General features: G+C 36.5%; 28 protein-coding genes, 2 pseudogenes and 1 riboswitch. Of the genes and pseudogenes, 19 read left to right on the forward strand and 11 right to left on the reverse strand.

The window, feature by feature from the left end:
* Positions 1-139: 139 nt before the first annotated feature.
* The 5 genes and pseudogenes from AA0X95_RS14255 (at position 140) to AA0X95_RS14275 (ending at position 2,726) form a co-directional block, all read left to right on the forward strand.
* Positions 140-564: pseudogene (locus AA0X95_RS14255) on the forward strand (carboxymuconolactone decarboxylase family protein).
* Positions 565-801: 237 nt separating this feature from the next.
* The gene (locus AA0X95_RS14260; RefSeq protein ID WP_413298861.1) at positions 802-966 is read left to right on the forward strand and encodes a hypothetical protein; all 165 of its coding nucleotides are present in this window, start codon (positions 802-804) and stop codon (positions 964-966) included.
* A 58-nt stretch (positions 967-1,024) separates the two neighbouring features.
* Positions 1,025-1,267 (forward strand): hypothetical protein, encoded by a 243-nt coding sequence (locus tag AA0X95_RS14265; RefSeq protein ID WP_413298862.1) that lies wholly within the window; start codon positions 1,025-1,027, stop codon positions 1,265-1,267.
* Between the two features lie 200 nt (positions 1,268-1,467).
* The gene (locus AA0X95_RS14270) at positions 1,468-1,707 is read left to right on the forward strand and encodes a hypothetical protein (protein ID WP_413298864.1); all 240 of its coding nucleotides are present in this window, start codon (positions 1,468-1,470) and stop codon (positions 1,705-1,707) included.
* 125 nt (positions 1,708-1,832) lie between these two features.
* Entirely contained in the window at positions 1,833-2,726 is an 894-nt protein-coding gene (locus AA0X95_RS14275; RefSeq protein WP_413298866.1) for a CPBP family intramembrane glutamic endopeptidase, read from the forward strand.
* A gap of 113 nt (positions 2,727-2,839) precedes the next feature.
* On the opposite strand, the gene AA0X95_RS14280 is transcribed toward AA0X95_RS14275, so the two are convergent.
* Complete coding sequence (locus tag AA0X95_RS14280; protein ID WP_413298867.1) at positions 2,840-3,289, reverse strand: S1 domain-containing RNA-binding protein; 450 nt, start codon at positions 3,287-3,289, stop codon at positions 2,840-2,842.
* A gap of 217 nt (positions 3,290-3,506) precedes the next feature.
* On the opposite strand from AA0X95_RS14280, the gene AA0X95_RS14285 reads away from it, so the two are divergent.
* The 3 genes and pseudogenes from AA0X95_RS14285 to AA0X95_RS14295 all read left to right on the forward strand — a co-directional run bounded on the left by AA0X95_RS14285 (position 3,507) and on the right by AA0X95_RS14295 (position 5,116).
* A complete protein-coding gene (locus tag AA0X95_RS14285) occupies positions 3,507-4,346 on the forward strand; it encodes a formate/nitrite transporter family protein (protein ID WP_413298869.1) in 840 nt (279 codons plus the stop codon).
* A 306-nt stretch (positions 4,347-4,652) separates the two neighbouring features.
* Positions 4,653-4,766, forward strand: a pseudogene (locus tag AA0X95_RS14290) (sugar phosphate nucleotidyltransferase); the annotation flags it as partial.
* A gap of 68 nt (positions 4,767-4,834) precedes the next feature.
* Positions 4,835-5,116 (forward strand): hypothetical protein, encoded by a 282-nt coding sequence (locus AA0X95_RS14295; RefSeq protein ID WP_413298872.1) that lies wholly within the window; start codon positions 4,835-4,837, stop codon positions 5,114-5,116.
* 81 nt (positions 5,117-5,197) lie between these two features.
* Here the strand turns inward: AA0X95_RS14295 and AA0X95_RS14300 are convergent, their stop codons facing one another.
* Positions 5,198-5,641 (reverse strand): S1 domain-containing RNA-binding protein, encoded by a 444-nt coding sequence (locus tag AA0X95_RS14300; RefSeq protein WP_413298874.1) that lies wholly within the window; start codon positions 5,639-5,641, stop codon positions 5,198-5,200.
* Between the two features lie 144 nt (positions 5,642-5,785).
* Positions 5,786-6,673 carry a 4-hydroxy-tetrahydrodipicolinate synthase gene (dapA, locus tag AA0X95_RS14305; protein WP_413298876.1) on the reverse strand — a complete coding sequence of 296 codons (888 nt, stop codon included), beginning with the start codon at positions 6,671-6,673 and terminating at the stop codon, positions 5,786-5,788.
* 123 nt (positions 6,674-6,796) lie between these two features.
* Positions 6,797-6,976: riboswitch (Lysine riboswitch) on the reverse strand.
* A 192-nt stretch (positions 6,977-7,168) separates the two neighbouring features.
* On the opposite strand from dapA, the gene AA0X95_RS14310 reads away from it, so the two are divergent.
* Together AA0X95_RS14310 and AA0X95_RS14315 are read left to right on the forward strand one after the other, a co-directional pair.
* The gene (locus AA0X95_RS14310) at positions 7,169-8,041 is read left to right on the forward strand and encodes a phosphotransferase (RefSeq protein ID WP_413298878.1); all 873 of its coding nucleotides are present in this window, start codon (positions 7,169-7,171) and stop codon (positions 8,039-8,041) included.
* Positions 8,042-8,069: 28 nt separating this feature from the next.
* Positions 8,070-8,540 carry a GNAT family N-acetyltransferase gene (locus AA0X95_RS14315; RefSeq protein ID WP_413298880.1) on the forward strand — a complete coding sequence of 157 codons (471 nt, stop codon included), beginning with the start codon at positions 8,070-8,072 and terminating at the stop codon, positions 8,538-8,540.
* A 205-nt stretch (positions 8,541-8,745) separates the two neighbouring features.
* On the opposite strand, the gene AA0X95_RS14320 is transcribed toward AA0X95_RS14315, so the two are convergent.
* A complete protein-coding gene (locus AA0X95_RS14320) occupies positions 8,746-9,729 on the reverse strand; it encodes a ring-cleaving dioxygenase (protein WP_413298882.1) in 984 nt (327 codons plus the stop codon).
* A 232-nt stretch (positions 9,730-9,961) separates the two neighbouring features.
* Between AA0X95_RS14320 and AA0X95_RS14325 the strand changes: the two genes are divergently transcribed.
* From AA0X95_RS14325 to AA0X95_RS14335, 3 genes are all read left to right on the forward strand, one after another.
* Complete coding sequence (locus AA0X95_RS14325; protein ID WP_413298884.1) at positions 9,962-10,096, forward strand: hypothetical protein; 135 nt, start codon at positions 9,962-9,964, stop codon at positions 10,094-10,096.
* 35 nt (positions 10,097-10,131) lie between these two features.
* Complete coding sequence (locus tag AA0X95_RS14330; protein WP_413298886.1) at positions 10,132-10,278, forward strand: hypothetical protein; 147 nt, start codon at positions 10,132-10,134, stop codon at positions 10,276-10,278.
* A gap of 160 nt (positions 10,279-10,438) precedes the next feature.
* A complete protein-coding gene (locus AA0X95_RS14335; RefSeq protein ID WP_413298888.1) occupies positions 10,439-11,440 on the forward strand; it encodes an LLM class flavin-dependent oxidoreductase in 1,002 nt (333 codons plus the stop codon).
* Positions 11,441-11,498: 58 nt separating this feature from the next.
* Here the strand turns inward: AA0X95_RS14335 and AA0X95_RS14340 are convergent, their stop codons facing one another.
* The 3 genes from AA0X95_RS14340 to AA0X95_RS14350 form a co-directional block, all read right to left on the reverse strand.
* Positions 11,499-12,845, reverse strand: coding sequence for a GntP family permease (locus AA0X95_RS14340; protein WP_413298890.1), 1,347 nt, complete (start codon positions 12,843-12,845; stop codon positions 11,499-11,501).
* 178 nt (positions 12,846-13,023) lie between these two features.
* The gene (gene gntK, locus AA0X95_RS14345) at positions 13,024-14,559 is read right to left on the reverse strand and encodes a gluconokinase (protein WP_413298892.1); all 1,536 of its coding nucleotides are present in this window, start codon (positions 14,557-14,559) and stop codon (positions 13,024-13,026) included.
* Entirely contained in the window at positions 14,552-15,283 is a 732-nt protein-coding gene (locus tag AA0X95_RS14350) for a GntR family transcriptional regulator (protein WP_413298894.1), read from the reverse strand. The genes gntK and AA0X95_RS14350 overlap by 8 nt, the downstream gene beginning before the upstream one ends.
* Positions 15,284-15,415: 132 nt before the next feature.
* Here AA0X95_RS14350 and AA0X95_RS14355 point away from each other — a divergent pair, with 132 nt between their 5' ends.
* Positions 15,416-15,595: a DUF2187 family protein gene (locus AA0X95_RS14355; protein WP_308083792.1), complete on the forward strand. Its 180-nt coding sequence runs from the start codon at positions 15,416-15,418 to the stop codon at positions 15,593-15,595.
* Between the two features lie 624 nt (positions 15,596-16,219).
* On the opposite strand, the gene AA0X95_RS14360 is transcribed toward AA0X95_RS14355, so the two are convergent.
* Entirely contained in the window at positions 16,220-17,044 is an 825-nt protein-coding gene (locus AA0X95_RS14360; protein WP_413298896.1) for an RMD1 family protein, read from the reverse strand.
* 35 nt (positions 17,045-17,079) lie between these two features.
* Positions 17,080-17,724: a cell wall hydrolase gene (locus AA0X95_RS14365; RefSeq protein WP_413298898.1), complete on the reverse strand. Its 645-nt coding sequence runs from the start codon at positions 17,722-17,724 to the stop codon at positions 17,080-17,082.
* 255 nt (positions 17,725-17,979) lie between these two features.
* On the opposite strand from AA0X95_RS14365, the gene AA0X95_RS14370 reads away from it, so the two are divergent.
* Together AA0X95_RS14370 and AA0X95_RS14375 are read left to right on the forward strand one after the other, a co-directional pair.
* On the forward strand, positions 17,980-19,242 hold the full coding sequence (locus AA0X95_RS14370) for a hypothetical protein (protein ID WP_413298900.1): 1,263 nt from the start codon (positions 17,980-17,982) through the stop codon (positions 19,240-19,242).
* Complete coding sequence (locus AA0X95_RS14375; RefSeq protein ID WP_413298902.1) at positions 19,239-19,547, forward strand: EscU/YscU/HrcU family type III secretion system export apparatus switch protein; 309 nt, start codon at positions 19,239-19,241, stop codon at positions 19,545-19,547. The genes AA0X95_RS14370 and AA0X95_RS14375 overlap by 4 nt, the downstream gene beginning before the upstream one ends.
* A 19-nt stretch (positions 19,548-19,566) precedes the next feature.
* Here AA0X95_RS14375 and serC read toward each other — a convergent pair whose 3' ends face one another.
* Both serC and AA0X95_RS14385 read right to left on the reverse strand, forming a co-directional pair.
* Entirely contained in the window at positions 19,567-20,664 is a 1,098-nt protein-coding gene (gene serC, locus AA0X95_RS14380; protein WP_413298904.1) for a 3-phosphoserine/phosphohydroxythreonine transaminase, read from the reverse strand.
* A gap of 189 nt (positions 20,665-20,853) precedes the next feature.
* On the reverse strand, positions 20,854-21,072 hold the full coding sequence (locus AA0X95_RS14385; protein ID WP_413298906.1) for a hypothetical protein: 219 nt from the start codon (positions 21,070-21,072) through the stop codon (positions 20,854-20,856).
* A 100-nt stretch (positions 21,073-21,172) separates the two neighbouring features.
* On the opposite strand from AA0X95_RS14385, the gene AA0X95_RS14390 reads away from it, so the two are divergent.
* The 3 genes from AA0X95_RS14390 to AA0X95_RS14400 are packed head-to-tail and all read left to right on the forward strand — an operon-like array spanning position 21,173 to position 25,459.
* Positions 21,173-21,973: a formate/nitrite transporter family protein gene (locus AA0X95_RS14390; RefSeq protein WP_413298908.1), complete on the forward strand. Its 801-nt coding sequence runs from the start codon at positions 21,173-21,175 to the stop codon at positions 21,971-21,973.
* A 35-nt stretch (positions 21,974-22,008) separates the two neighbouring features.
* Complete coding sequence (fdhF, locus tag AA0X95_RS14395; RefSeq protein WP_413298910.1) at positions 22,009-24,990, forward strand: formate dehydrogenase subunit alpha; 2,982 nt, start codon at positions 22,009-22,011, stop codon at positions 24,988-24,990.
* Positions 24,965-25,459, forward strand: coding sequence for a hypothetical protein (locus tag AA0X95_RS14400; protein WP_413298912.1), 495 nt, complete (start codon positions 24,965-24,967; stop codon positions 25,457-25,459). Before fdhF ends, AA0X95_RS14400 begins: the two co-directional genes overlap by 26 nt.
* Positions 25,460-25,473: the final 14 nt, after the last annotated feature.

Raw genomic sequence — 25,473 nt, forward strand, 5'->3', positions numbered from 1 at the left:
TCGGGTAAGACACGGTTAAGTTCTTCATTTAACCAGGCAAGTGATTTACTACGCAAGTAATTACGCATCTTTTCTTCAGCAGAAAGCAAATTAAAGAAGATCTTCAATTAATAAAAAAACGTTTTTAGGAGGAATTAAATTGGAGCAACGAATTGATTATTACAATGTAGTAACAGAAGCACTTAAAATCATGATGGAAATGGAAAGGTATACGAAAACTACAGGTATAGAGCGGAATCTTCGTGAACTTATAAAAATACGAGCTTCCCAAGTCTTAACATGCATACAGCTGATGCTAGAAAAATGGGAGAAATGGAACAACGTATATATTGTATTAGTGCTTGGAGTGAGTGCACATTTTACACAGATGCAGAAAAAGTAGCTCTTGAATTGACAGAATATGTGACGTTAATCCCTACAAAACGTGTACCTGATGAACTTTATCAGAGAGTACGTGCACATTTTGACGAGAGACAATATGTTGACCTTATACTAATAATCAATCAAATAAACAATTGGAATAGAATCTCCATATCAATGGGTAATATAGCAACTGAAAAATAACTAATATCAACAAACAACTATATCACTAATTGTAACGGTAGGCGGCGGTGATTGCCCCCGATCTCTTACAACACCGCACTACCTTTAGATATAGGGCGGTTTAAATATGTTTGAAGGGGAAATCAAATTTTCCTTGATTCTTCCTGATAAAAGTTGTATAGGCTTGGTCACATATTGAAAATTCAATTAGGAAAGTAGAAGCAGCTCCTGAGAAGTTTGATAATTAGGAGGAATAAAATGATTAAACCAAAATTATGGACAAAAAATTTCATTAGTAGTGCAATCGCAAATTTTCTTACCTTTACAACTTTTTACTTTCTATTAGTTTCTGTAGCGAGATACGGTTTGCAAGAATTAAATAGTAACGCGTCTGAAGTTGGATTCATCGTTACATTTTTTTAATTACAGCTATTATTACACGTCCATTCGCGGGCAAATGGATCGAAATGGTATGACCGTTATGGAGCAAATAACATTATCTATCTATCAATTCTACTATTTGCTGTTGGAACATATTTACTTAGCATATCACCATCATTCCCTATTTCTTCTTTCAGGTGCCCTTATTGGTTTAGGATGGGGCACAATCTTTCCAAGTCTTCAAACCGTTGCCATTGAAATTGCTCCAGTGGATAAAAGGACCTTGGCTACTGCTACCTATCTATCAACTGCAAAAAAGGTTTATTGCTGGGGGGATGAATGAAAACAAGCAATCGACTATATCATCAAAAAAGAAGATATGAACCCTGGTTAAGCGAAAGATTATTTGACTGCTTTTTTCAGAATGTTGCAGGGAGAGAAATATATAAGAACTATTTGTTTAAAAGCTTACCAATATTATTTAGAAAGAATTCGTAAGGACTTGATTATTAATAATAAGTAACTTTTTTATCAGTAACTGGCATGGCTAGCATAAGAATGGCTCCTGTTTACAAATATTTACTAAAAAGTATAACGAAAAAAGAAGTACGTGAAGAGCGAATGTTAGAAGATATCCCTCATATGAGAGCAAATATGGAAGTTGAAAAAGCCGCTTGGGCTGGTGATATAAAAACAGCTGACACGAACGAAGAACACCTTATCCATATGGGCGAAATACTAACTGATGGGATCGTAAAACAGTTTCCAAATAAGTTTAAGTAAACATGAAAGTAAAATACACACGAGATTTGTTAAAACACTTCTCGTGTGTATTTTTTTGGAAAAAGATATAATATAGTAACAAATTTAAGAATAAAATCTTGTAGATAAGTTTAGGGGGAGAGTTTTTGCAACAAAATTTTATTAAAATGAACCAAGGAAAAAATAATTGGAAAAGGTATTTATTATCATTTGTTATTATAATATTTTTCATTTTCTTAGGGTCTATTATGTACATGTTTGCTTTAAGTGTATTTGCTGAGGCAGATGGTGATCCAAATTCTTATTTCGATAGAATTGAGTTTGTAGGTGTTCATGTTAATCCGCTATATGATTTTGTTTTGACACATATTAATTATGTTTTTTGGGTGCTAGGTTTTGTTATTACCATAAGGCTGATTCATAAACGATCATTCAAAACTCTTATAACTCCTAACCAAAAAATAAACTGGAGGAGAATTTTTTGGGGATTCAGCATATTTTTTTGCTTAGTTTCCGGAACGACATTAATTGATTTTATTTTAAATCCAGGAGATTATTCATTCAATAATATTAAATTCGAGGACTTTCTTCAGCTGTTTTTCTTTGTTTTAATCTTAACACCATTGCAAACTACGGCGGAAGAGGTGTTTTTTAGGAGCTACCTAATGCAGTGGTTTGGGCGAAAGATTAATCATTCTCTATTATTATCAATAATTGTTGGCTCTATTTTTGGTATGCTTCATTTCAGTAACCCGGAAATGAACTATTCAGCTTTTTTTGTCGGTAGTGATTATGTACTTTCTGGTATCGTATGGTGTTACATAACTGCGAAAACTAATAGTGCAGAAATAACGATTGGTGCTCATGCGGCAAATAATATGTTTCTTGGTTGGTTTTTAACCATGGATGATGCAGTCTTTGGAAAAATTCCATCCTTATTTGTTGTAAGTGATATTAATCCACAAATCTCCTTGTTATGGACTATAATTACTCTATTCGTTTTTACGACTTTTGCAATTAAAAAATATGGAACATTTTAGTGGATTAAATTTTATTTGGGAGAAGTATGAGAGAACAAATCATTGCCCAAGAAGAAAAGCTGACTCGAAACAGTCAGCTTTTCTTCTTGGTTAAATAGTTACTACGTGTCAGCTTACCCGCGTCTTCCGCCTCGGCCACCACGTTTTGTTTCTGTGTTACGTTTAAGTGAAGATAAATTTTCTTCACTAGACTTTAAAAACTTAGCCATTTTATCTTCGAATGATTCTTTAGGTTTGAAATTGCCTTTTGGACGAAAGTCTTTAGAGCGGTTGTCTGATCTTCCTTGCCTTGCTGGGCGCTGTGAATAAGAAGAGGTTTGACTTTCTGGTCTATCGATTGCTTTTTTGATGGATAAGGCAGTTTTTCCGTCTTTCTCACTAATTACTTTTACTTCAACCATGTCGCCTACTTTAAGATGGTCATTAATATCCTTTACATAGCTTTCAGCAACTTCACTGATATGCACAAGACCTGTTGTGCCGCCAGGCAATTCTACGAATGCTCCAAAATTAGTGATTCCTGTTACTTTCCCTTGTACTTTGCTGCCTATTTCAACTGACATAGAAATATATTTCCCCCTCAATAATGTTAAAACCACTTCATTATAACAAATATTTCACAGGAATAAAATATTTTTGCTGAATTAGGAAAAATATTGAAAACGTTTAATAAATGTTAAAGAACCGTTCACAAGAATAAGGAGTAAAGTGCGATAAAATAAAAGTATGTTAAAAACATCACAAAATAAAAGAATTATATTAAAAAAGGAGTAACACCCTATGGCCTACAGTAAACCAGACAAAATTATGGAAATAACCATAGAGAATGGTACAAAGAAAACTACATACTCTCCATTGCAGACGGTAATTTTAGGTTTTGAAGCAGGTGCATTTATTGCGCTAGGTTATTTACTTTGCATACGTGTAACAGCAAGCTTATCAATCAATTTGGAAGGATTAAGCAGCTTGATTGGCGCAACTGTCTTTCCTATTGGGTTAATTCTTACATTACTTGCAGGAGGAGAGTTATTAACAGGTAATATGATGGCCGTACCGCTTGCAAGGATGGCAAAAAAGGTGACTACAAGTATGGTTATCTATAATTGGATTCTTGTTACAATTAGTAACTTTCTAGGAGCTGTATTTGTGGCCTATTTCTTTGGGCATATTGTTGGTCTTACTGAAACGGGTCCTTACTTAGAAAAAACGGTTAGTATTGCAGAGCATAAACTTGAGGCTTCATTTCACCAAGCCTTTATTTCAGGTATTGGTTGTAACTGGTTGGTTGCTTCCGCAGTTTGGCTTTCGTATGGAGCCAACGACATGACTGGTAAAATAGCTGGAATTTGGTTTCCTACGATGGCTTTTGTTGCCATTGGTTTTCAACACGTAGTTGCTAATATGTTTGTTATACCTGCTGCGATTTTTGCAGGTCATTTTTCCTGGTTGCAGTATTTTAACAATTTTGTTCCAGTTTTCTTAGGAAATGCAGTAGGAGGAACAGTATTTATTGCGATGGCCTATTGGCATGCTTATAGAAAAAAAAATGTACCATATCAAGAGCCAAAGATCGTTCAATCAATTATAAAAACGTTATTCGATAGATTTTTGTATTCGTAATCAAGATTACTGTATTAAAAATAATATTTTAAAGGGTCCTATCTCTTGGATCCTTTTTTAATTTCAACATTCGGACAAAAACAGTCATAATACGAACCATTTTCTTAGGAGGGTGTCGATGAAAAAACGAGAACTTTTCACAGAGATGTCACATGTAAACCGCAGAAATGGAAAAATCAGGTGATAATAAAAGTATAAACAAATGAAAAACAAATAAAAGGAGGAGAACAATGAGTAAACCAAATTGGATAGCCATGCTGTGAGCGGGAGGTAGGGGGGACAAGACTTAATCTACTTACAAAAACAATCGTAAAGCCAGCGGTGCCGTTTGGTGGTAAGTATCGTATCATTGATTTTGCCTTAAGTAATTGCAAAAACTCAGGGATAGAAACTGTAGGTATTTTAACTCAATATATGCCCCCTGGTATTACATTCTCATATTGGTCAATGTAATCAATGTAATCAATGGAAGCTTGCGGACAGATTGGGTGATAAGTGGTTCAGTTGAAAGGGCAGTAATATTTAGTGGTGTGAAAATTGGAAAGGGGGCTCATATAAAAAATTCGGTAATCTTACCTCATACCATAATAGAAGATAATGTTTGGCTGGAAAATTCTGTAGTAGGAAGTCAATCTCTTATAAAGAAAGGTGTGATTATTGGGTCAAAAACACCAGAAAAGTATTTAATGGTAGTAGGAAATCAGGTTACCGTTGACCCGGCTATTGAAGAGGTTCAATTTAAAAATAGTGTTAAATCAGTTTTATCTTAGGTAATAGACAAAGAAGAGGTTGACCCATTCTATAGAGTCAACCTCTTTTTCTATATATGAATAGTTTTTATAACGTTAATGTTATCCGCGTCTTCCGCCTCGGCCACCACGTTTTGTTTCTGTGTTGCGCTTAAGTGAAGATAAATTTTCTTCACTAGACTTTAAGAACTTAGCCATTTTATCTTCAAATGTTTCTTTAGGTTTAAAATTACCTTTTGGACGGAAGTCTTTTGAACGGTTATCAGATCTTCCCTGCCGTGGCGGGCGTTGTGAATAAGATGATGTTTCAGGTTTTTCTATCGCTTTTTTAATGGATAGGGCAGTTTTACCATCCTTTTCACTAATTACTTTAACTTCAACCATGTCGCCTACTTTTAGATGGTCATTAATATCTTTTACATAGCTTTCTGCAACTTCGCTAATATGCACTAGACCTGTTGTACCTCCAGGTAATTCGACGAATGCTCCAAAATTAGTGATTCCTGTTACTTTTCCTTGGACTTTGCTGCCTACTTCAACTGACATGAAATCTTTTTCCCCCTCAATAGTGTTAAAACTACTTAATTATAACAAATTTTCAAGGGAAATAGAATCAATCGAATAGATTTTTCTAACTTTTTTTTGAAATATCTTCTATTGAAATATTCATTAATAAAAATATTTTCTCTATTAACTGAATACCTTTAGTAAACTGATTGGAAGGCTATTCTGTAATGTTTGTTGTTCTACATCCGTTAATGGGACAAGTGGTAATCGTACACCACCTACAGGTACACCAATCATTTTTAATGCTGCTTTTACTGGTGTTGGGCTTGGTGCTGCAAACAATGCTCTCATTACTGGAAGGAGGTTACGATGTGCTGTTGCTGCCTCCTTAAGATTACCATTATTAAAATTATTGATCATTTCTTGCATTTCATTTCCAATGATATGCGAAGCAACAGAGACAACTCCTGTGCCACCAATTGCTAAAACAGGTAATGTTAATCCGTCATCCCCACTATAAAGTGTAAAGTCACTAGAAGTGTGGCTAATGATGTCGGACATGGCATCAAGGTTTCCGCTTGCTTCTTTGACAGCAACAATATTATTAATCTTGGATAAACGGACGATTGTTTCGACAGTCATATTAACCACACTTCGTCCTGGGATATTATATAGCATGACCGGGAGTGATGTAGATTCGGCGATTGCTTTAAAGTGTTGAAATAATCCTTCTTGAGATGGTTTATTGTAGTAGGGAGCAACCAGCATAATTCCATCAACACCAGCATCCTCAGCTTGCTTTGTTAAGCTAATAGAGGCTCTTGTGTTATTGGAACCAGTTCCTGCAATGACAGGAACTCTGCTATCAACAACATCTACAACAAATTTAAATAGGTCCACTTTTTCTTCAGTCGTTAATGTGGGAGATTCACCCGTTGTTCCAGCTATAACTAATCCATCAGAACCATTAGCGATTAAATAATTAATGAGTTCTTTTGTTGCAATATAATCAATGTCCCCCTGTTGATTAAATGGCGTAACCATCGCAGTTAAAACTTGGCCAAAATTCATCTTTCTCACCCTTTAAATATTTTTTTTAATTAGAGCGGGGAAGGCAGCTTAATAGTCAACGCAAAAAAGCAACAGCGAGGGTTCGCTGCTGCAATAGAAACATGATTTAATAATTGTTCCCATGCGTGAGATAGCCCTCCATATAGTTACCTATATGACAGTTCTGTATTTATTCAATAGCAGAACCAGCTTCAAGATATATGAGTTTCTTTCAGCTTCGGCAAATTCCCCTTTTCACAATTGTCAGTGGATCTCATTCTCCTCGAATTGAGTACTCATGGTTTTTGCGCCTCTATCCTCACTTCAAATGGTATTGAAGTAAGAAATATTTAATTGACTGTTACTATAACAGAATTTCTATTATTATACAAGTTATTTGGAAGGTTTATAAAAAAAAGAGGCCAATCAAGAGTTGATAAGAAGTAATATTAATCTATGAAAATGTTAAATAATAGTAAATGTCATATAGAACATAAACAGAGTGGATGTGTTATTTTGATCGAAGAATTAGTAAAAAATCATTTAAAAGAACACTACGGTGATTTTACACTTGTCCGATTAACAGGAGGATATACAAATGAAACCTTCTTATTAAAGGGGACTCAGCCTTCATTGGTTGTAAAAGTAGCGAAGACAAATAATAAAGATTTCGAAAATGAAATCAATAGTTTAAATTTTTTGCAAGAAACAGAGGTAGTACCGAAAATATATAACTTAGTAGAAACAAATCAATTTAAACTTGTGGTCATGGAGTATAGACAAGGATTACACGGTCAATCAATCATAGAGAATCATGATATTGAGACAACAAAAGTACTGTTTAAAAGCTTAGGAGAAACACTTGCAAATAGGATCCATATTAAGAAACATCCTATAACTTCAAAAGGAATTAGAAAATGTACTATAAATGAAATGAACTTAAATTTGGACTTTGTTCCTGAAATTCTTATTTCAAGATCAAGGGACATATTACAACACATTAATGAGTCAAAGAAAGATTGGGTTTTAACGCATGGTGATTATGGTGTACATAATGTCTTATTTTCAGCTGAATCCGGTCTTACAGTATTAGATTGGGAATGGTCTGAATGGGCTGATCCATTAACAGATATAATCTGGGTCTGCTGGTTTACAAAGCTTCATTATCCTGAACAGGCAGATTTATTAAATCGTTTGTTTTTAGAAGAATACAAGAAGTATAATCAAGTCAAACTTTCCCCTGAAAAAGTAAAGGCTTACAGTTTATATAAAGTTTGGAAGGTCTTACAAAAAGTTGAACAAGCGCCACAAGCAGTTCAGGAGGAATGGATTCGCAGATTAAAATGGACGATTGACACAGAATTAGTAAGCTCATCAATGTATTATTAGCAATTTCAAAAAAAGAGGGGGTTTAATTATGTATCTAATGTCTCACAAAATGAATGAACAATATGCTAAAGAAGTATTGGGGTGGAAATATAACCAGCCATATGATTTTTATGATAATGAATTAACAAATGAATCCCTTCAAGAATTATTGAATGGCAGTTATTATGCTGTAGTTAATGCTGAAAATAAATTAATAGGTTTTTTTTGCGTGGGAGAGTCTGCCCAGGTTCCAACAGGTCACCAGTTTGGAGCCTACCTTGATGGTTTTATTGATTTTGGACTTGGTATGCATCCCGGAGAAACTGGAAAAGGAAATGGCTATGAATACTGTACATTTATCCTTGACCTGATCAAAGAAAAATATAAAAACTTTCCTATCCGCTTAACTGTGGCCAATTTTAATAAAAGGGCCATTCATCTTTATGAAAAAATGGGATTTGTTAAGAGTAAAGAATTTAATTCAAATGATTATTCCTTTTCAATAATGGTTAAAGCATGAGTCTTTAAATATTAAGGCTGTGTTAAACATGAATGTTGATTTCCGCTCCAGGTGCTTCGCTTTCCGCGGGAGTGCCGGGGAGCCTCCTCGTCGCTTCGCTCCAATCAACATTTTCTATAAAAACAACATTAACTTTTAACACAGCCAATATTTAAAAGAAGCTTGAGGATGTTCCGAATCTCAAGCTTCCTTGGGTGATAAAGTATTAATTATATTCTTTTACTAAATCTTTTGTGCTTCTAACTGTATCAATAGGACGAATCATTTTTTCAATTTGACCACGTTTTGTTTCTAAGAATGGAGGCAAAGATAGTTTTTCACCGAGTGTTTCATAGGGCTCATCCCCCATAAATCCAGGACCATCTGTAGCGAACTCAAATAAGATTTGAGGTGCTACTCTTACATATAATGACCCAAAAAAGTAGCGGTCAACAAAACCAGAGGTACCAAAGCCGAACCCTTCAATACGAGTCATCCATTCTTCCAAAACCGTACGATCCTCCACACGAAATGCTGCATGATGGACAGTACCAAAGCCTTGTTGCGATGGGGGCAGTACTGCATTGTATTCGACAACTACTTGGGCACCATTACCGCCTTCTCCTACTTCAAATAAGTGAAAAGCATCCTCTTGTGCAATTTCTTTAAACATAAGAACTTTTTCCATCATTTCTTTAAAGTAATCAAAATTGGCCACACGAACAAAGATTGGTCCTAATCCAGTGATGGCGTATTCTAAAGGGATTGGACCCTTTTGCCAAGGTGTACCGCTAAGAACTCCTTTATTTTTTTCATCAGAAATTAATTGGTAGTGTTGGTCATCGAAATCAACAAATGATAAAGTTTTCTTACCAAAAAACTCCTTGACTCCTGAGTGCTTCACATGTAAACGATCAAATCGTTTTACCCAGTACTCTATCGCTGTATCATTAGGTACTCGGAAGGAGGTTTTTGAAATCTCATTCGTCCCGTGCACTCCTTTTGGAATGCCAGGAAAATCAAAAAATGTCATATCTGTACCTGGGCTACCCTTATCATCGGCAAAAAATAAATGATAGGTTTGAATATCATCTTGATTGACTGTTTTCTTTACTAAACGCATCCCTAAAACATAGGTGAAAAATTCATAATTTTTTTCTGCACTACTTGTAATAGCTGTTACATGGTGAATTCCTTTTAATCCGTTCATATTAAACCCTCCAATTATTTAAATTTGGGTATGTCTATAGTATGCCAGGTGAAGTAATTACTACTTAATAAGATTGAACTTCTGACTAAGAAGTATCCTTAATTAAAATATCTCTAATTCGAGATAAATATAACATGTTCCTTCTATGCTGTCAATGAAGTGGAAACCTCTAATAAAGGAATGAACATGTTGATTCCGTTTAATAATAAATATCAAAAAGGAGGTAGCCGCATTGGATGGAAAGTATAATACAAACGATGATGCAACTGTTGAATTAAAAAAAGCACTAAATAAAACTACACCAAGAAAAAATCCAAACATGAGTGAAGCAGAAATGAAGATGAAGTTTCAAGGAAAGAAGAGTTAGGAGAATAGATACGAAAATAATTTGAGGTGAATGAAATGTCTGGAAAACATCCAATTGAGTATAAGGGGAATGTTTTGGATCAAAGAAATGACCTTACTGGGCCTGATGATGGTAAAGGTACGTATCCAGAACGTCCAAAACATGTAACTATACAGCAGCAAAGTAGTACCAAGAATAAATAGATTTAATTGAAAAATTATTTTGTTGATTAACAACATTAGGGAAAATGTAAGAGGGGGGATGACCTCCTCTTTTTCATGAATAGTAAGCATTTAAGTTTGTTTCCTGTGTTCCTATTGATAGTATAGTAATATATTTTCAAAATGAAAGGACAAATTTAATATGGCATCAATTCAAATACCAGTTTCTGTTTTAAATTTAGCACCGATTCGAGAGGGACAAACATCGAAAGAAGCAATTGAATCAATGGTGGACCTTGCCCAAGCAGTAGAAGAGATGGGGTATAAACGCTACTGGATTGCTGAACATCATAATACTCCCACCCTTGTTAGTTCAGCGACATCTATTCTAATCAAACATACATTAGAACATACCAATACCATACATGTGGGGTCTGGCGGGATTATGCTTCCTAACCATGCACCATTAGTGGTAGCTGAACAATTTGGTACCATGGAGACAATATACCCAGGACGAGTAGAATTGGGACTTGGTCGTGCTCCTGGTACAGATATGATGACGGCTAATGCCTTAAGACGCTCTAAGAATGACTCGGTCTATACCTTTCCAGAAGATGTTAAGGCACTGCTAACATTCTTTGGTCCAGAGGATCAACAAAGCTATGTGAAAGCCTATCCTGGCGTGGGGACAAATATTCCACTCTATATTCTTGGTTCTTCCACAGATTCAGCTTATTTAGCAGCAAGTTTAGGTCTTCCCTATGTTTTTGCTTCGCACTTTGCACCTAGATATATGGAAGAAGCAATTAAGATATATCGTAGCCGTTTCCAGCCTTCGATGTATTTGGATAAACCATATATGATTGTTTGTTTAAATGTGATTGCTGCTGAGACTGATGATGAAGCCGAATGGTTGTCTACAACCATGCAGCAATTCTTCTTAAATGTAGTTCGGGGTTCTAGGAATCCATTACGACCGCCAGTTGAAAACATGGATCAGATTTGGAATCCAATGGAAAAAGAAATGGCTACCTCTATGTCCAGTGTTACATTATTAGGAAGCAAAGAGACCATCCGACATCAGTTGACTTCATTCCAAAATTACTATGAAGTAGATGAAATCATGGCTGTATCGTATATCTATGATCCAGAAAAGCAAAAACGATCTTATGAAATCTTGAAAGAAGTAGTAGACGGAAAATAAATAAAGAGGGGACAGTCCCTCACCGCTTTAAAGCGGTGGGGGACTGTCCCCAAAATGGTTATACTATTAAGCTCAGTAAGAGTACAAATCCTAACCCGACTACCGAAATAATCGTCTCAAGTAGTGTCCAAGTTGCGAATGTTTCTTTCATGCTTAAACCAAAATACTCTTTAAACATCCAGAAACCAGCATCATTGACGTGTGAAGCAATTAAGCTTCCAGCACCCGTTGCAAGTACAACTAAAGCTAGATTTACATCAGATTGACCCAACATTGGAATAACTAAACCAGCAGTTGTTAAGGCTGCAACTGTCGCAGAACCTAATGAAATACGTAAGATGGCTGCAATAATCCAAGCTAGTAGAATCGGTGAAATGTTCGTTCCTTTAAATAACTCAGCTACATAGTCACCTACATGACCATTAATTAATACTTGTTTGAAGGCACCGCCGCCCCCAATGATTAAGAGCATCATGCCAATGTGTGAAATCGCTTCTGTACAAGAATCCATTACCGTTTTGATCGGTATCTTTCTCGCCAATCCCATTGTATAAATAGCAACTAATAAAGAGATCACCATGGCAGGAGATGCGCCACCAACAAAACGGATAATAGCTAGGAAAGTATTATCTGCAAATCCCATAGTTTTTTGAAGCAAAGTTAAAATTGTAGCGATTGACATTAGGATGACAGGAAGCATTGCCGTAAAAACACTGATTCCAAATCCTGGTGTATCTTCAAGTTTAAATGTTTTGATTTCACCTAAAGAGGCAATATCACCCGTTTTTGTAAATGATGCAGGAACCAATTTTTTAGCTAGCTTTGTAAATAAAGGTCCAGCGATAATGACAGTTGGAACAGCAATAATAAAACCGTAAAGTAATACTTGGCCAAGATCGGCACCAAATTCACCTGCAATAGTAGTTGGTCCAGGATGCGGCGGTAAAAATCCATGTGTTACAGATAATGCTGCACCCATTGGAATACCTAGATAAAGGATAGAAACCTTTAATTGTTTTGAAATGGCAAATACGATTGGAATCAATAAAACTAATCCTACTTCAAAGAATAAAGCAATACCGATAATGAATGAAGCAGCCACTACAGCCCACTGAATATTCTTTTCGCCAAATTTATTAACAAGAGTCATCGCAATTCGCTGCGCGCCGCCTGAATCGGCAATTAATTTACCCAGCATGGCACCAAGTCCGAAGATAAGTGCTATATGTCCAAGAGTTCCACCTAAACCTGCTTCGATTGTTGCGATAATTTCGTCTAACTTCATTCCAAGTGCGATGGCTACACCGAATGAGACAATGATAAGTGAAACAAATGTGTTTAATTTAAAGCCCATAATTAAAATAAGTAAAGCTATAATACCAATTGCTACTATTACTAATGGCATTGTCATTTCCCCCTATGATGTTTTTATTTTTATAAATTCCGCTTTAACGGAGGTAGTACCCAAAATGAACATTTTTTCAGTTATCCACACCAAAATATTTGCTGGTAAGCGCTGTCAAATAACTGAAATGTGTATACCATCAGCGGGGATGAGTGATAAATCCCCGCTTAGGCATGTATTACTTTATTAAGCTTCTTTGATAATTGGCAATCCGCGTATAGTCCTCTTCTAATGCTCTAGACAAATTAATAAAGATGGGGACTAGTTGTCGATATTCTTTTGCAGCCTCTTCTTTAGGTGCATGTTTGTGGGTGCTGCCAATCATTTCAGAAACTACTTCAAATGAATCAATTTTTCCTGTTGCATAAAGCCCAAGGATACAAGCTCCCAAACAGGAACTTTCATAACTTTCTGGTACCACAACTTCCAAATCAAAGATATCAGACATCATTTGTCTCCAAACATCTGATCTGGCAAACCCACCAGTTGCTTGGATTCGTGTAACAGGGCCTTCCATACATTCAATAAGTGCTAAGAATACAGTATATAAATTGAAGATAACGCCTTCAAGGGCTGCGCGTATCATATGTTCTTTCTTATGCGACAATGTAAGCCCGAAAAATGAACCGCGTACATCAGGATTCCATAATGGTGCTCGTTCACCTGCAAGGAATGGATGGAAGAGTAAACCATCAGCTCCAGGCCTTACGCGTTCAGCAATTTTAGTTAATACATCATATGGATCAATCCCAAGTCTTTTCGCTGTTTCAACTTCAGATGCAGCAAATTCATCTCTTATCCAGCGAAGTACCATCCCACCATTATTAACAGGACCGCCAATGACCCAATGATTGTCTGTTAATGCGTAACAAAAAATACGTCCTTTTTCATCAGTCTGCGGTTGATTAATAATGGTTCGAATGGCACCGCTTGTCCCTATTGTCACAGCAATCTCGCCTTTTCCAATCGCATTTACCCCAAGATTAGAAAGTACGCCATCACTTGCACCAATTACAAAAGGAGTTTGTGGGTCAATTCCCAATTGTTTTGCCAATTCAGGATTACAATTTGTAAAAATCTCCGTTGTTGGCACGAGCTTTGATAACTGATCTCGTGTAATACCGGCAATCATTAAAGCTTCCTCGTCCCAATCGAGTTTTTTGAGATTCATCATTCCCATTGCAGAAGCGAGAGAATAGTCAACCACATATTGATCAAAGAACTTTTTAAAAACATATTCTTTAATTCCAATATACTTTTTAGCCTTGGTAGCGATTTCAGGTCGGTCATTCACAATCCATGTGATTTTACTTAATGGTGACATAGGATGAATAGGTGTTCCGGTTCGTTTGTAAACTTCATGCCCGTTTAATTCATCTTTAATTTTATGTGCCCAGGCCTCACTTCGATTATCTGCCCAGGTAATGCATGGTGTAAGTGGTTCATCATTTTCATCAATTGCAATAAGACTATGCATCGCACTACTAAAAGAAACAAACGATATATTTTTGTGAGATTGATGTTTCATAATTTTAGTAATGGCAGTAATCACAGCATTAAAAATCTCTTCAGGGTCTTGTTCAGCAGTCGAAATATCAGGTGTGTAAAGAGGGTAACCAATATTTTCTTGCTGAATCACTTCGCCTTGTTCGCTAAATAATACTGCTTTAGTACTTGTCGTACCAATATCAATACCTAACATATAATTAGTCATTTTCTCTCACTACTCCTTTAGATAGCATTTGTTGCGACATCCAAAGGTCTTCTACTTTACCTTGAACATCATCAAAGTTTTGGTGTAAAGATTGAATCATGAGGTTTCTATTCTTAGTTTTGATGGCTTCAATATAGAGCTGGTGATTTTCAATAATTCGTGAGAAGTCTTCGTATTTCTCTTTTAAACGTACGCGCATTGATAAAAGAATGAAGGCTTCCATAACAGGTTTTGCATTATTCCAAATCATTAAGATATAAGAATGATTAATTGCCCGAATGATCGTTTCATGGAATAAGACATCCTGATAGGAAAACTCGTCAGCATCTTTATATTTTATGGCAATCTTCATCATTTCAAGGATTTTACTTAATTCCTGAACTAATTCAGTTGTATCTTGGTTGACAAGACGTTCAAATACAAACGTTTCTATCAATAGTCGAACATCATATATTTCTTCTATTTCCTTCTCAGTTAAACCAATAACAACTGCACCCATTCTTTCTAATCGAATCATATTCTCGGAAGCCAGTACTTTTAGTGCTTCACGAATGGGTGAACGGCTCACATTAAAATCTGCTGCTAACTTATTTTCCGATAATATGGTACCGCTTTCAATCAACCCGGAAATAATGCGCATTCTTAGTTCAGAAGTTATGCGATCACCTGTGGATGCTTTTGAAAGCCATTTTTGAGGATAGAGTGATTCCTGTCCTTGCAACATTTTGTCACCTTCTATTAAATCAAGTATACTTGTATACAAGTATTATAAAACAGTTTTTAAAAAATGCAAGCGTTTTATTTTTAAGAGTTTACCCTTACAAGCTTTTGGATATTATAAATTTGAGGTGATGGAATGGCTACTGCTAAAATTGGCGATGTAATTTCCTTTAAACGAGATGGGAAAGATCTTGAAGGAGAGGTTTCCGCAATAAGAGAAAATTCCGTAATGGTTAATTACGGCTTTTCAAAAGATAAAGGAGAACCCCTTATTACGGTTGTAAATCATAAAAATTATAAAATTAAAAAGTCTTAAATGAAATTGTATTAGGCATCATCAGAAATTAGATGGTGCTTTTTTTGTTGATCTGAAGTGGGGAAACCGAATGTGGAATCAGCCCAAGAGTCTGAATGGTCCATATAATAATGTATAGTTTATGTAAGTTAACCTGTTGATTCAATTGGTCTATTAGGGAGTGGGGCGAGCTACTTGATGATAAATGAATGATATCAAATAGCCCTTTATCATTAATAATAAAAAGGATAGGAAGCCCCAGGCGGTCTCCACGATGGGTTTCCGTAATATCCAAAACTTGTCCCTGGTTGTTGAATAGATTGCACTAAGGGGTTGTGAGAAGTAAAGGGATTATGAGAAGGATTATGGGTAGATTGTTGAAGAGTAGAATGGTTGTATTTCGCCAAACACGCACCAGGTTGTCCAGGATGTGAGCCAGTTGTAATCGTATAAGACAATTGTAACACCTCTTTCAAAAAGTTTTCCTTATATAATATGTACGATAGTTTTTTACGTTCCCTAGAACTCTCATAAATGTACTTTACAAAATTGCGCATTACAGAAAAATAAGGGCCGCAGGAATTGATGTTGTTTAAGAGAGAATTTCTCTCCCCACGGTCATAATGGCAAGTATACTCAGTCAACCTAGATATTTTCTAATATGGTGAGGAAAATTTCTACCACTATAAGAATAACAATAATCCATTCAACGAACAGTCCTCGGATTGAATGACTAATGGTAGAAAAACCATCCATAATGTTATATAAAATATCAGTTTTGCTTTTCAAAATTTTATAACGGTCGTTTAATTCAAAGAATTCAGTCATTCGATCATAAAATTCGTTTGCCGTACTGTTAGTCCATGTCATATCTGGTTTATCCAAAATCATAATATAGGCAAGTGTATTATACTCATGACGTACTATTTTCGCAGTGGTCCTTGCTAATTCCTTGTTACCAATTCGGAGTCGGCCTTTTTCCAGCCGGTCAATCATCGTCTCAAGCTTATCGTGAATCTTTCCCAGCTGTTCCTCTGTTTTCTCTAGAGCTACTGATTTTGCAAGTACAGTGGATATCAACTCAGGATAAAAACTTTCGTATACAGGAACAACCACATATTCATCAGTCAATTCGACAGGTTGGGCTTCTTTAATGTGGAGGCTATAATCATCTGTATATTTTTCTAAATTTTTTAAATCAATGTCAGGTTCGAAAGAATAAAGGAAGTTTAAAACTTTTGTAATTTCTACTACTTGAGAATGATTAATAAATACAATACTTCCAAAGGAAAAAACAAGTACCATTTGCGTTTCATTGATCTTTTTATCAAGGATGGATTCTAGGATTTGTCCTCTAAGAAATAAAGGTTGTTCCCATGTGAATTTTTTAGGAATCCCACAATGAATAGCGATCTGGTTTAAATCGATCTCGTTTGTAATTGCAAATGCTTTAAAGGAAATAGCTTCCATGGTTATCACTCTTTTCAGCGAAGTTTCAGCTGCATTTACTTTTTAAATACATGGTGACCAATCATTAGAGTGGTTGCTCTAGAATCAAGCCAGCGGCTGGTAGCTATTGCGGGATTATAGAAGAATAGGGATCCGGCAGCCACATTTCTTTTCTCTTTTAACGCTTCTTTTACAGCCTTAATTGAATCTATATCAGCCGGTTTATTGATTTCTCCATTTTGAACAGGCTGAAATTGTCCTTTTTGATAAATGACTTCTTTTATCGTGTTTGGAAAGGCGGAGCTGTCCACTCTGTTTAGAACCACACATGCCACGGCAACTTTTCCTTGATATGGCTCACTTTCTGCTTCTGCTCTTACTAATCTAGCTAACAAGTCTATTTCATACTCAGAGTAACCCACTATGATCTCGGGTTGTGCTTGTTCCTTTTTATCAGGAGCAACTACCACTTCAGGCGACTCAATTGCATCCACTGATTTACTAGTATTAACAGTTTGTCCAACATATATTAAATCAATATTTTTAATTTGTGGGTTAAGCCGTGAGAGTTCTTGTAAGCTAATATGGTGGTCCTTGGCAATTTGTGTCATGGTATCTCCGCTTTTTACAGTGTGTGCAAAAGCGGGTGAAGCAAATAAGAGTGAAGCTACTACAGTTAGTGCTGAGATTAGTTTTTTCATCTTTCTTTTCCCTCCTAGTTGATTTCACATGATTCTCTTATTAGTTTCTATTTCTATGAAATAGAACAATAGATTAGTATTACAGTTTCGTGACAAGGCGAAAGAGAGATATTTTAGAAGGGAAATTTCTTTTTTAGTAGAATCATTAAGGATCTTTAAACTAGCAGACCAAAAGAGATGAAATCCTAGCCTTCAGCTTAAAAAATGGTATGATTTAGTATACTTAACTTGATAGAGTGTTTAAGGAGTTTTCACATGATTACGAACCAAATGATTCAAGGGCTTATAACATCAGAAAATATTAAAAAGGCGTCAATACAACCTATAAAACCAGGACAATTACTGTACGGAAGAGTGGAGAAGTTCCTACCGAATGAAAAGGCTCTTATCCAAATTGGAAACGGAAGAGTTATTGCTCAGTTACAGACCACTTTATTATCCGAGGAATATTACTGGTTCGAAGTTAGTTCTGCAACTAATGAAGGAATACAGCTCAAAATAGTAGAAGTGAAGGGACAAAATGGGTCAGCAAATAACTTTCTTGAGCTGATGAATCTACCAAAAACAAAATTAAACGAACAATTGTGGCAGTTTTTTTTATCCAAAAATCTACCATTTACTACAGAGCAATTTCGTCTCGCTTCATCCTTTATTAGTCATCCATTAATGACAAAAGAATGTACAGCCCTTGAATGGATGCTAAAAAGAGAATTCCCTTTCACAAAATTAACCTTTCAATCGTTAGTTGCGGTTCAAGACTCCCAACCTTTTTCTATGCAATTAGAGCAGTTAGGAAAATATTTAGATCATCCTAAATTTGCAGAACTAAAATCGATTGGATCATTAAAACAATTAATCACTACGATCCTATCCAAGCAAACCAGCTATGAATTAGAAAATGGTTCTGAAGTAAAACAATTGCTACAATCTCTCGTTCATTCAATGGGACTTGATTATGAACTTGAAGTCGGTTTATGGGCAAAAAACAAGAAGCCCCATTTAGAAGTGACTCCTACCTTAAAATCCGTAGTATTGAGAGTAATTAGTGAACTTGGGTCAGACGTTCAGGAGTTAGAATTCATTATCAATCGTTTGACCGGGATGCAACTCCTTTCCCAAGACGTAACGAATGCCATGCAACCAATTCTTATGCAACTTCCTATATCCTTAGAAGGTAAACGGTCAGATATTACCCTACAATGGAATGGGCGTAAAACAAGAAGTGGAGAAATTGACCCTGACTATTGTCAAATCCTATTTTATTTAGAGTTGAAAACCCTTAAGGAAACTGTAATAGAAATGCAAATCCAAAATAAGGTAGTCCATGTTTCGGTCTTGAATGATTCTTATAATATTCAACCAATAATAGAAGTCATGACACCATTTTTGAAAGAAAAATTAACCAGTCTTGGTTACCATTTGTCATATATTAAACTGAATCCAACTAGCGGTATTTCAAGTCAGTTGAGTACTGAATCCTTAATGGGGAAATATCAAAGACTGGATATTAAAATATGAAAAGAGACTCTAAAGAATTACAAGCAATAGCTCTTTCCTATGAAGCTAGTAAACATGCTGCTCCAAAAGTTGTAGCTAAGGGGAAAGGAAGTGTAGCGGCTGCCATCATCGAAAAAGCCAAACAACACGACGTTCCTATTCAAGAGGATTCATCCTTGGTTGACTTATTAAGTCAACTTCAAATTAATGAGACAATCCCAGAACAGCTGTATCAAGCTGTAGCGGAGGTTTTTGCCTTTATTTACAGAGTGGACAAGGAATATTCAAATAGAACAGGAGTGGTACAAAAAAATCACCCTCTCTAAAAGTGAGAGGGTGATTTTTTTAGTTATTTTTTGTTTGGAAATCGATCATAAACTCACTGAATGCCTTGCATGCCTCAATTGGCACAGCATTATATGCAGATACGCGACATCCACCGATGGAACGATGACCGTTTACTCCTACAAAACCTTCTTCTTTTGCTTGTTTTAAAAACTTCTTTTCTAGTTCCTCTGTTTTTAGATTAAAGGTAAGATTCATAAGTGATCGACTGTCCTGATCAGCATGACCAAAATAGAAATCATTACTAGAGTCGATGGCATCATATATAAGTTTAGCTTTTTGCTCATTTTGTTCAGAAATAGCAGTCAATCCACCTAACTCACTCACCCAGTTAAGCACCTCCCCGAGCATGTAGATGCCAAAGGTTGGCGGTGTGTTATACAGTGAATTGTTTTTGGCATGAGTGCTGTATTTTAACATCGTTGGAATAGAAGTATTGGCTTGCTCTAAAAGGTCTTTACGAATAATGACTACTGTTACGCCTGAAGGACCCAAATTTTTCTGTGCTCCTGCGTATATGAGGGCAAACTTATTTACATCAATCGGCTTTGAAAGAATATCACTCGACATGTCTGCGATTAGAGGAACATTTCCACTATCAGGGAAGTTTTTCCACTGAGTACCGTAAATGGTATTGTTGGAAGTAAGATGTAAATAAGAATCTTCAGGATGGTACTGTAATTGTTCAACCTTTGGAATACTTCGGTAATTTCCTTCCTTCGTGGAAGCTGCATGATAGACATCTCCAAATAATTTAGCCTCTGAGAAGGCCTTTTCAGACCAAGACCCTGTCATAATATAACTTGCTTTTTTCCCTTGAGTTAAGAAGTTCATGGGAATCATTGAAAATTGAAGACTTGCTCCACCTTGGAGGAAGAGAATTTCATAGGAATCAGGGATTGATAACAATTCTTTCAAGCTGCTGATTGCTTGATTATGTACCTCTTCATAGGTATGGCTTCGATGGCTTAGCTCCATGACAGACATTCCTGTACCACGAAAATCAATCAGTTCTGCTTGCGCTTTTTCTAAAACAGAACACGGTAAAGCGGACGGACCTGCATTAAAATTATAGGTACGGTGTACTTGCAATTTCATTTACCTCACTCCATTTTTCGTTTATTTGACTATAACATATTTTTGAAAAATTTAAATAATAAAAATTTTAATGCTTTAAAGAAAATATGTAAATAAAGAAATAGAAATATAAAAGCTCACAAATTCTCTATTTACTAATAGAGGATTTGTGAGCTTTTTATTCAAAAGGTCGTGCAGTTGGTGTTATTACTATTGAAGCATATAAACCTCAGTATATGGTGGCTGTTCTAGCTTTGATGTTTTTAAACGGCCTTCAGCAACTAAACTCTTTAAACCGTTTTCAACCTCGGTACGAGGTACTCCAAGTAAATCAGCCACTTTTACGGTTGAAATAGACATGTATTTTGGTCGGTGTGTTGATGAATTAATCATGGATTGGACATATTTATATAGACCCTCTTGTTCCAAAATGAAACCTCCTTAAATTTTCTCTCTTAAAATTAGTTCTTAATAAAATCCCCAAAAAAGTAAATATTAATTCTTGAATCCAATGAGGAGGAACTGAGACATGGCATTCCTTAAACCGTATGAAATTGCTGAAGTTGCAATTGATGCAGGAACAAAAAAAGCAAAGCTTCCAGTAAATAAGGTGTTCATATTAGGAATTCTAGGAGGTGCTTTTATCTCAATTGGTTTTCTTCTAGATATTCGTGTAACAGCGAATCTCCCGAAGGATTGGGGGAGCTTCGGATCGTTTTTAGGAGCAGCGGTGTTCCCCTTGGGTCTTATCTTAATACTTTTAGCAGGCGGCGAATTGTTAACAGGAAATATGATGGCGGTCGCCATGAGCTTTTTCGCGAAAAAAGTATCCCTAGGAAGACTTATTTACAATTGGTTTTGGATTACAGTTAGTAATTTTGTTGGTGCTATTTTTGTAGCTTATATTTTTGGTCATGTAGTGGGGCTAACAAATGAAGGTCCATTTCTGGACAAAACTGTTGCTATTGCACAAGCAAAATTAGATGAAGGGTTTTGGGCCTGTTTTTTCTCTGCCATTGGCTGCAATTGGTTAGTAGGGCTCGCTTGTTGGCTATCCTATGGATCCCAGGAAATGAGCGGTAAGATTTTATCCATTTGGTTTCCAATAATGGGCTTTGTAGCAATTGGATTCCAGCATGTTGTAGCAAACATGTTTCTTATACCAGCAGCCATATTTGCACACCATTTTACATGGTCGGATTTTCTTAGGAATTTTATCCCCGTTATTATTGGAAATGCAGTAGGAGGAAGTATCTTTGTGTCACTTGCCTATTGGTTATCGTATAAAGATTACATAAAAAAAGAAACTGTATCGAAAACCGAAAACTAATAGATAAAAAGGATTGAGAAGAAGGAGGTACTAACATGGAAGAGACAACTTTTTCGGTAGAGATTAATGGAAAAAAATATAACGCCAAGCCTGGACAAACGATTTTAGAAGTTGCTAAGGGAAACGACGAATTTATTCCCTCAATTTGCTACCATCCCAATTTAGGTACTATTCAAACTTGTGATACTTGTTATGTGAATGTCGGAGGCAAGCTTGTCCGCTCTTGCGCAACAAAAGTAGAGGATGGAATGAAAGTAGATAGCCTATCTCAGAGTGCCAGAGATGCGCAATACGAAGGAATCAACCGTATTTTAAAAAATCATGAACTGTATTGCACGGTTTGTGATAACAATAACGGAAATTGTACGATTCACAATACTGTTGAGCTTATGGAGGTCGAACACCAAAAATATCCTTTTGAAGCAAAACCATATCCAGCAGATAATTCTCACCCATTTTACCGATATGAGCCTGACCAATGTATCTTGTGTGGAAGATGTGTTGAGGCATGTCAGGATCTGCAGGTGAATGAAACACTAACAATAGACTGGAATCGTGAGAAACCACGTGTAATTTGGGATAACGATGTTCCCATTGATCAATCCTCCTGTGTTTCTTGTGGACATTGCGTTAGTGCCTGTCCATGCAACGCGTTGATGGAAAAATCAATGTTGGGAAATGCCGGCTTTTTAACGGGAATCCCACCAAAAATTTTAGGGCCGATGATTGATTTAACGAAAGAGGTCGAACCAGGTTACAGAGAGATTTTTGCTATATCTGAGGTAGAGGCATCAATGAGGAAAGCGAGAATTAAACGAACCAAAACGGTGTGTACATTTTGTGGCGTTGGGTGCAGCTTTGAGGTATGGACAAAGGATCGAGAGATTTTAAAAATACAAACTCACAGTGAAGCACCGGTTAATGGCATTTCCACTTGTGTGAAAGGAAAATGGGGCTGGGATTTTGTTAATAGTGAAGAGCGAATAACAAAGCCATTGATACGAAAAGGTGATGAATTTGTGGAATCAACTTGGGAGGAAGCCCTCGACTTAGTTGCCCACAAACTTGGACATATCAAAAGAGAATATGGACCGGATTCAATCGGCTATATCGCTTCCTCCAAATGTTCAAATGAAGAGAACTATTTATTCCAAAAGTTTGCCCGTGCAGTTATGGGAACAAATAATGTTGATAATTGTTCAAGATACTGTCAATCCCCGGCTACCGCGGGTTTATTAAGGACAGTGGGATATGGGGGAGACTCCGGAACGATGGAAGACATTATTAAGTCAGAATTGATCATCGTTATTGGGGCTAATCCTGCAGAATCTCACCCAGTGTTAGCAACAAGGATAAAACGGGCACATAAATTACATGGTCAAAAGTTAATTGTTGCAGATATACGGGAAAATGAGTTGGCACAACGGGCAAATCTCCATGTTCATCCAAAACCTAGTACAGATTTAATTTGGCTTTCTGCAGTATCGAAATATATATTAGATCAAGGCTGGGAGGATAAAGAGTTTTTGAAAAATAGAGTCAGCGGCATTGAAAAGTATATCGCCAGTCTTGAAAAATTCACACTTGATTACGCAGAAGAACAGACAGGTTTAAGTAAAGAAACGTTAATTCAGTTAGCAGTTATGATTCATGAAGCGAAGTCTGCGTGTATTTTATGGGCAATGGGTGTAACACAGCATAAAGGTGCAACGGACACTAGCACAGCAATTTCCAATTTGCTTTTAATTACTGGAAACTATGGTCGCCCAGGAACAGGAGCATACCCACTTCGAGGCCATAATAATGTTCAAGGGGCGTGTGATTTTGGTACTATGCCGACTTGGATGCCAGGGTATGAGCCAGTACAAGACTCTGAGGTTCGTGAGAAATATGAAAAAGCTTGGGGAGTTAAGCTCCCGAAAGAGCCTGGAATGGACAATCATCACATGGTAGAAGGAATGGATAAAGGAAAATTAAAAGCGCTCTATCTTTTCGGGGAAGACATGTCACTTGTTGATGCAAACTCAAATCATGTTAATTCAGCTTTTGAACGATTAGAGTTTTTTGTAGTACAAGATATCTTCTTCAGTAAAACTGCACAATTCGCAGATGTTATTTTACCTGCTGCACCAAGTCTTGAAAAAGATGGTACGTTTACAAATACTGAACGGAGAATTCAACGTTTTCATAAAGTATTTGAGCCACTTGGGGAATCAAAGCCAGATTGGGAAATATTCCAGGAGGTGGCTAATCGCCTCGGAGCAAATTGGAACTATCAGCATCCAAGTGAAATTATGGATGAAGCAGCCAGCCTAGCAAAATTGTTTGCAGGAGTTAGTTACGAACGGTTAGAAGATTGGAACAGTCAAGTATGGCCAGTTTTAAAGGATGGCACAAGTACTCCTCTTTTATACGAAAACCGCTTTGCTTTACCTGAAGGAAAGGCGAGACTGGTTCCAGTTGATTGGACGCCACCATTTATCTCAGGAGAGGAATATGATTTACATTTAAACAATGGTCGTTTGTTAGAGCATTTTCACGAAGGAAATATGACCTATCAATCGGAAGGCTTAACACATAAGGTTCCTCATCCGTGGTTAGAGGTATCTCTTGAGCTAGCTGAAGAACGAAATTTAGAAGATGGTACATTAGTACGGTTAACCTCTCCATATGGTCAAGTGAAGGTACGTGTAATGGTTACTGACCGTGTAAAAGGGAACGAATTGTATCTGACAATGAATACAAGGGAAGATTTTGAAGCAGTAAACCGACTGACTAGTAGCTACCATGATATTGTGACACATACACCAGCTTATAAGGAAGCGGGCGTTAAAATGGAAGTCCTTGAAGCGAAAGGAGAACCTCCGCTGCCAAAACATAATCATCGATTTGGGAATAGACTTCCCCAAATAAGTGTGAAAGTAGAGGACAAATGGAATCGTTCCGATTTCACTCCAATTCCAAAAATGATCGAATATAGGGGGGACGAATATGGCGAAGGCAATTACGCAAATTAGGGAAGTACCAAGACCTGAGTTAGAACAGGAACAAGCAATGTCTGAGATTATGAACGAGATCGTTGCAAATAAGGAAATTATTTTAAAAACCATTCGCATTATGAAGGGGCTACAGGACACAAAAGTATTAGATGCGGTTGAATCAATGATTGATCAGCGTACTGAGATTGGGGCAATTGCTATTCAACAAGTGAACCAACCAGCAATAAGAAACGTAATCAAAAATGCAATGAATGCCTTCTCTTTCTTGGGTGCACTTCAGCCAGGCCAACTTTCTGATGTATTGGAGGGACTGTCTCAGGGATTTAAACGTATGGCAGAATCTGGCCAAGAGGGGAAAAAGCAAAGTCTTTGGCAGTTAAGAAAAAGATTGTGGAGTAAGGAAATGCGCGCAGCTATGACAAGTATGATGAATTTTATGGATGGATTAGGTGAGGTATTCTTACGTAACAGACGAGAAAACTCATAGGAGGAGGCTGAACA

Origin of the sequence: Neobacillus phoenicis, assembly GCF_047302305.1 — a bacterium.
In the GTDB taxonomy this organism is placed as follows: domain Bacteria; phylum Bacillota; class Bacilli; order Bacillales; family Cytobacillaceae; genus Neobacillus.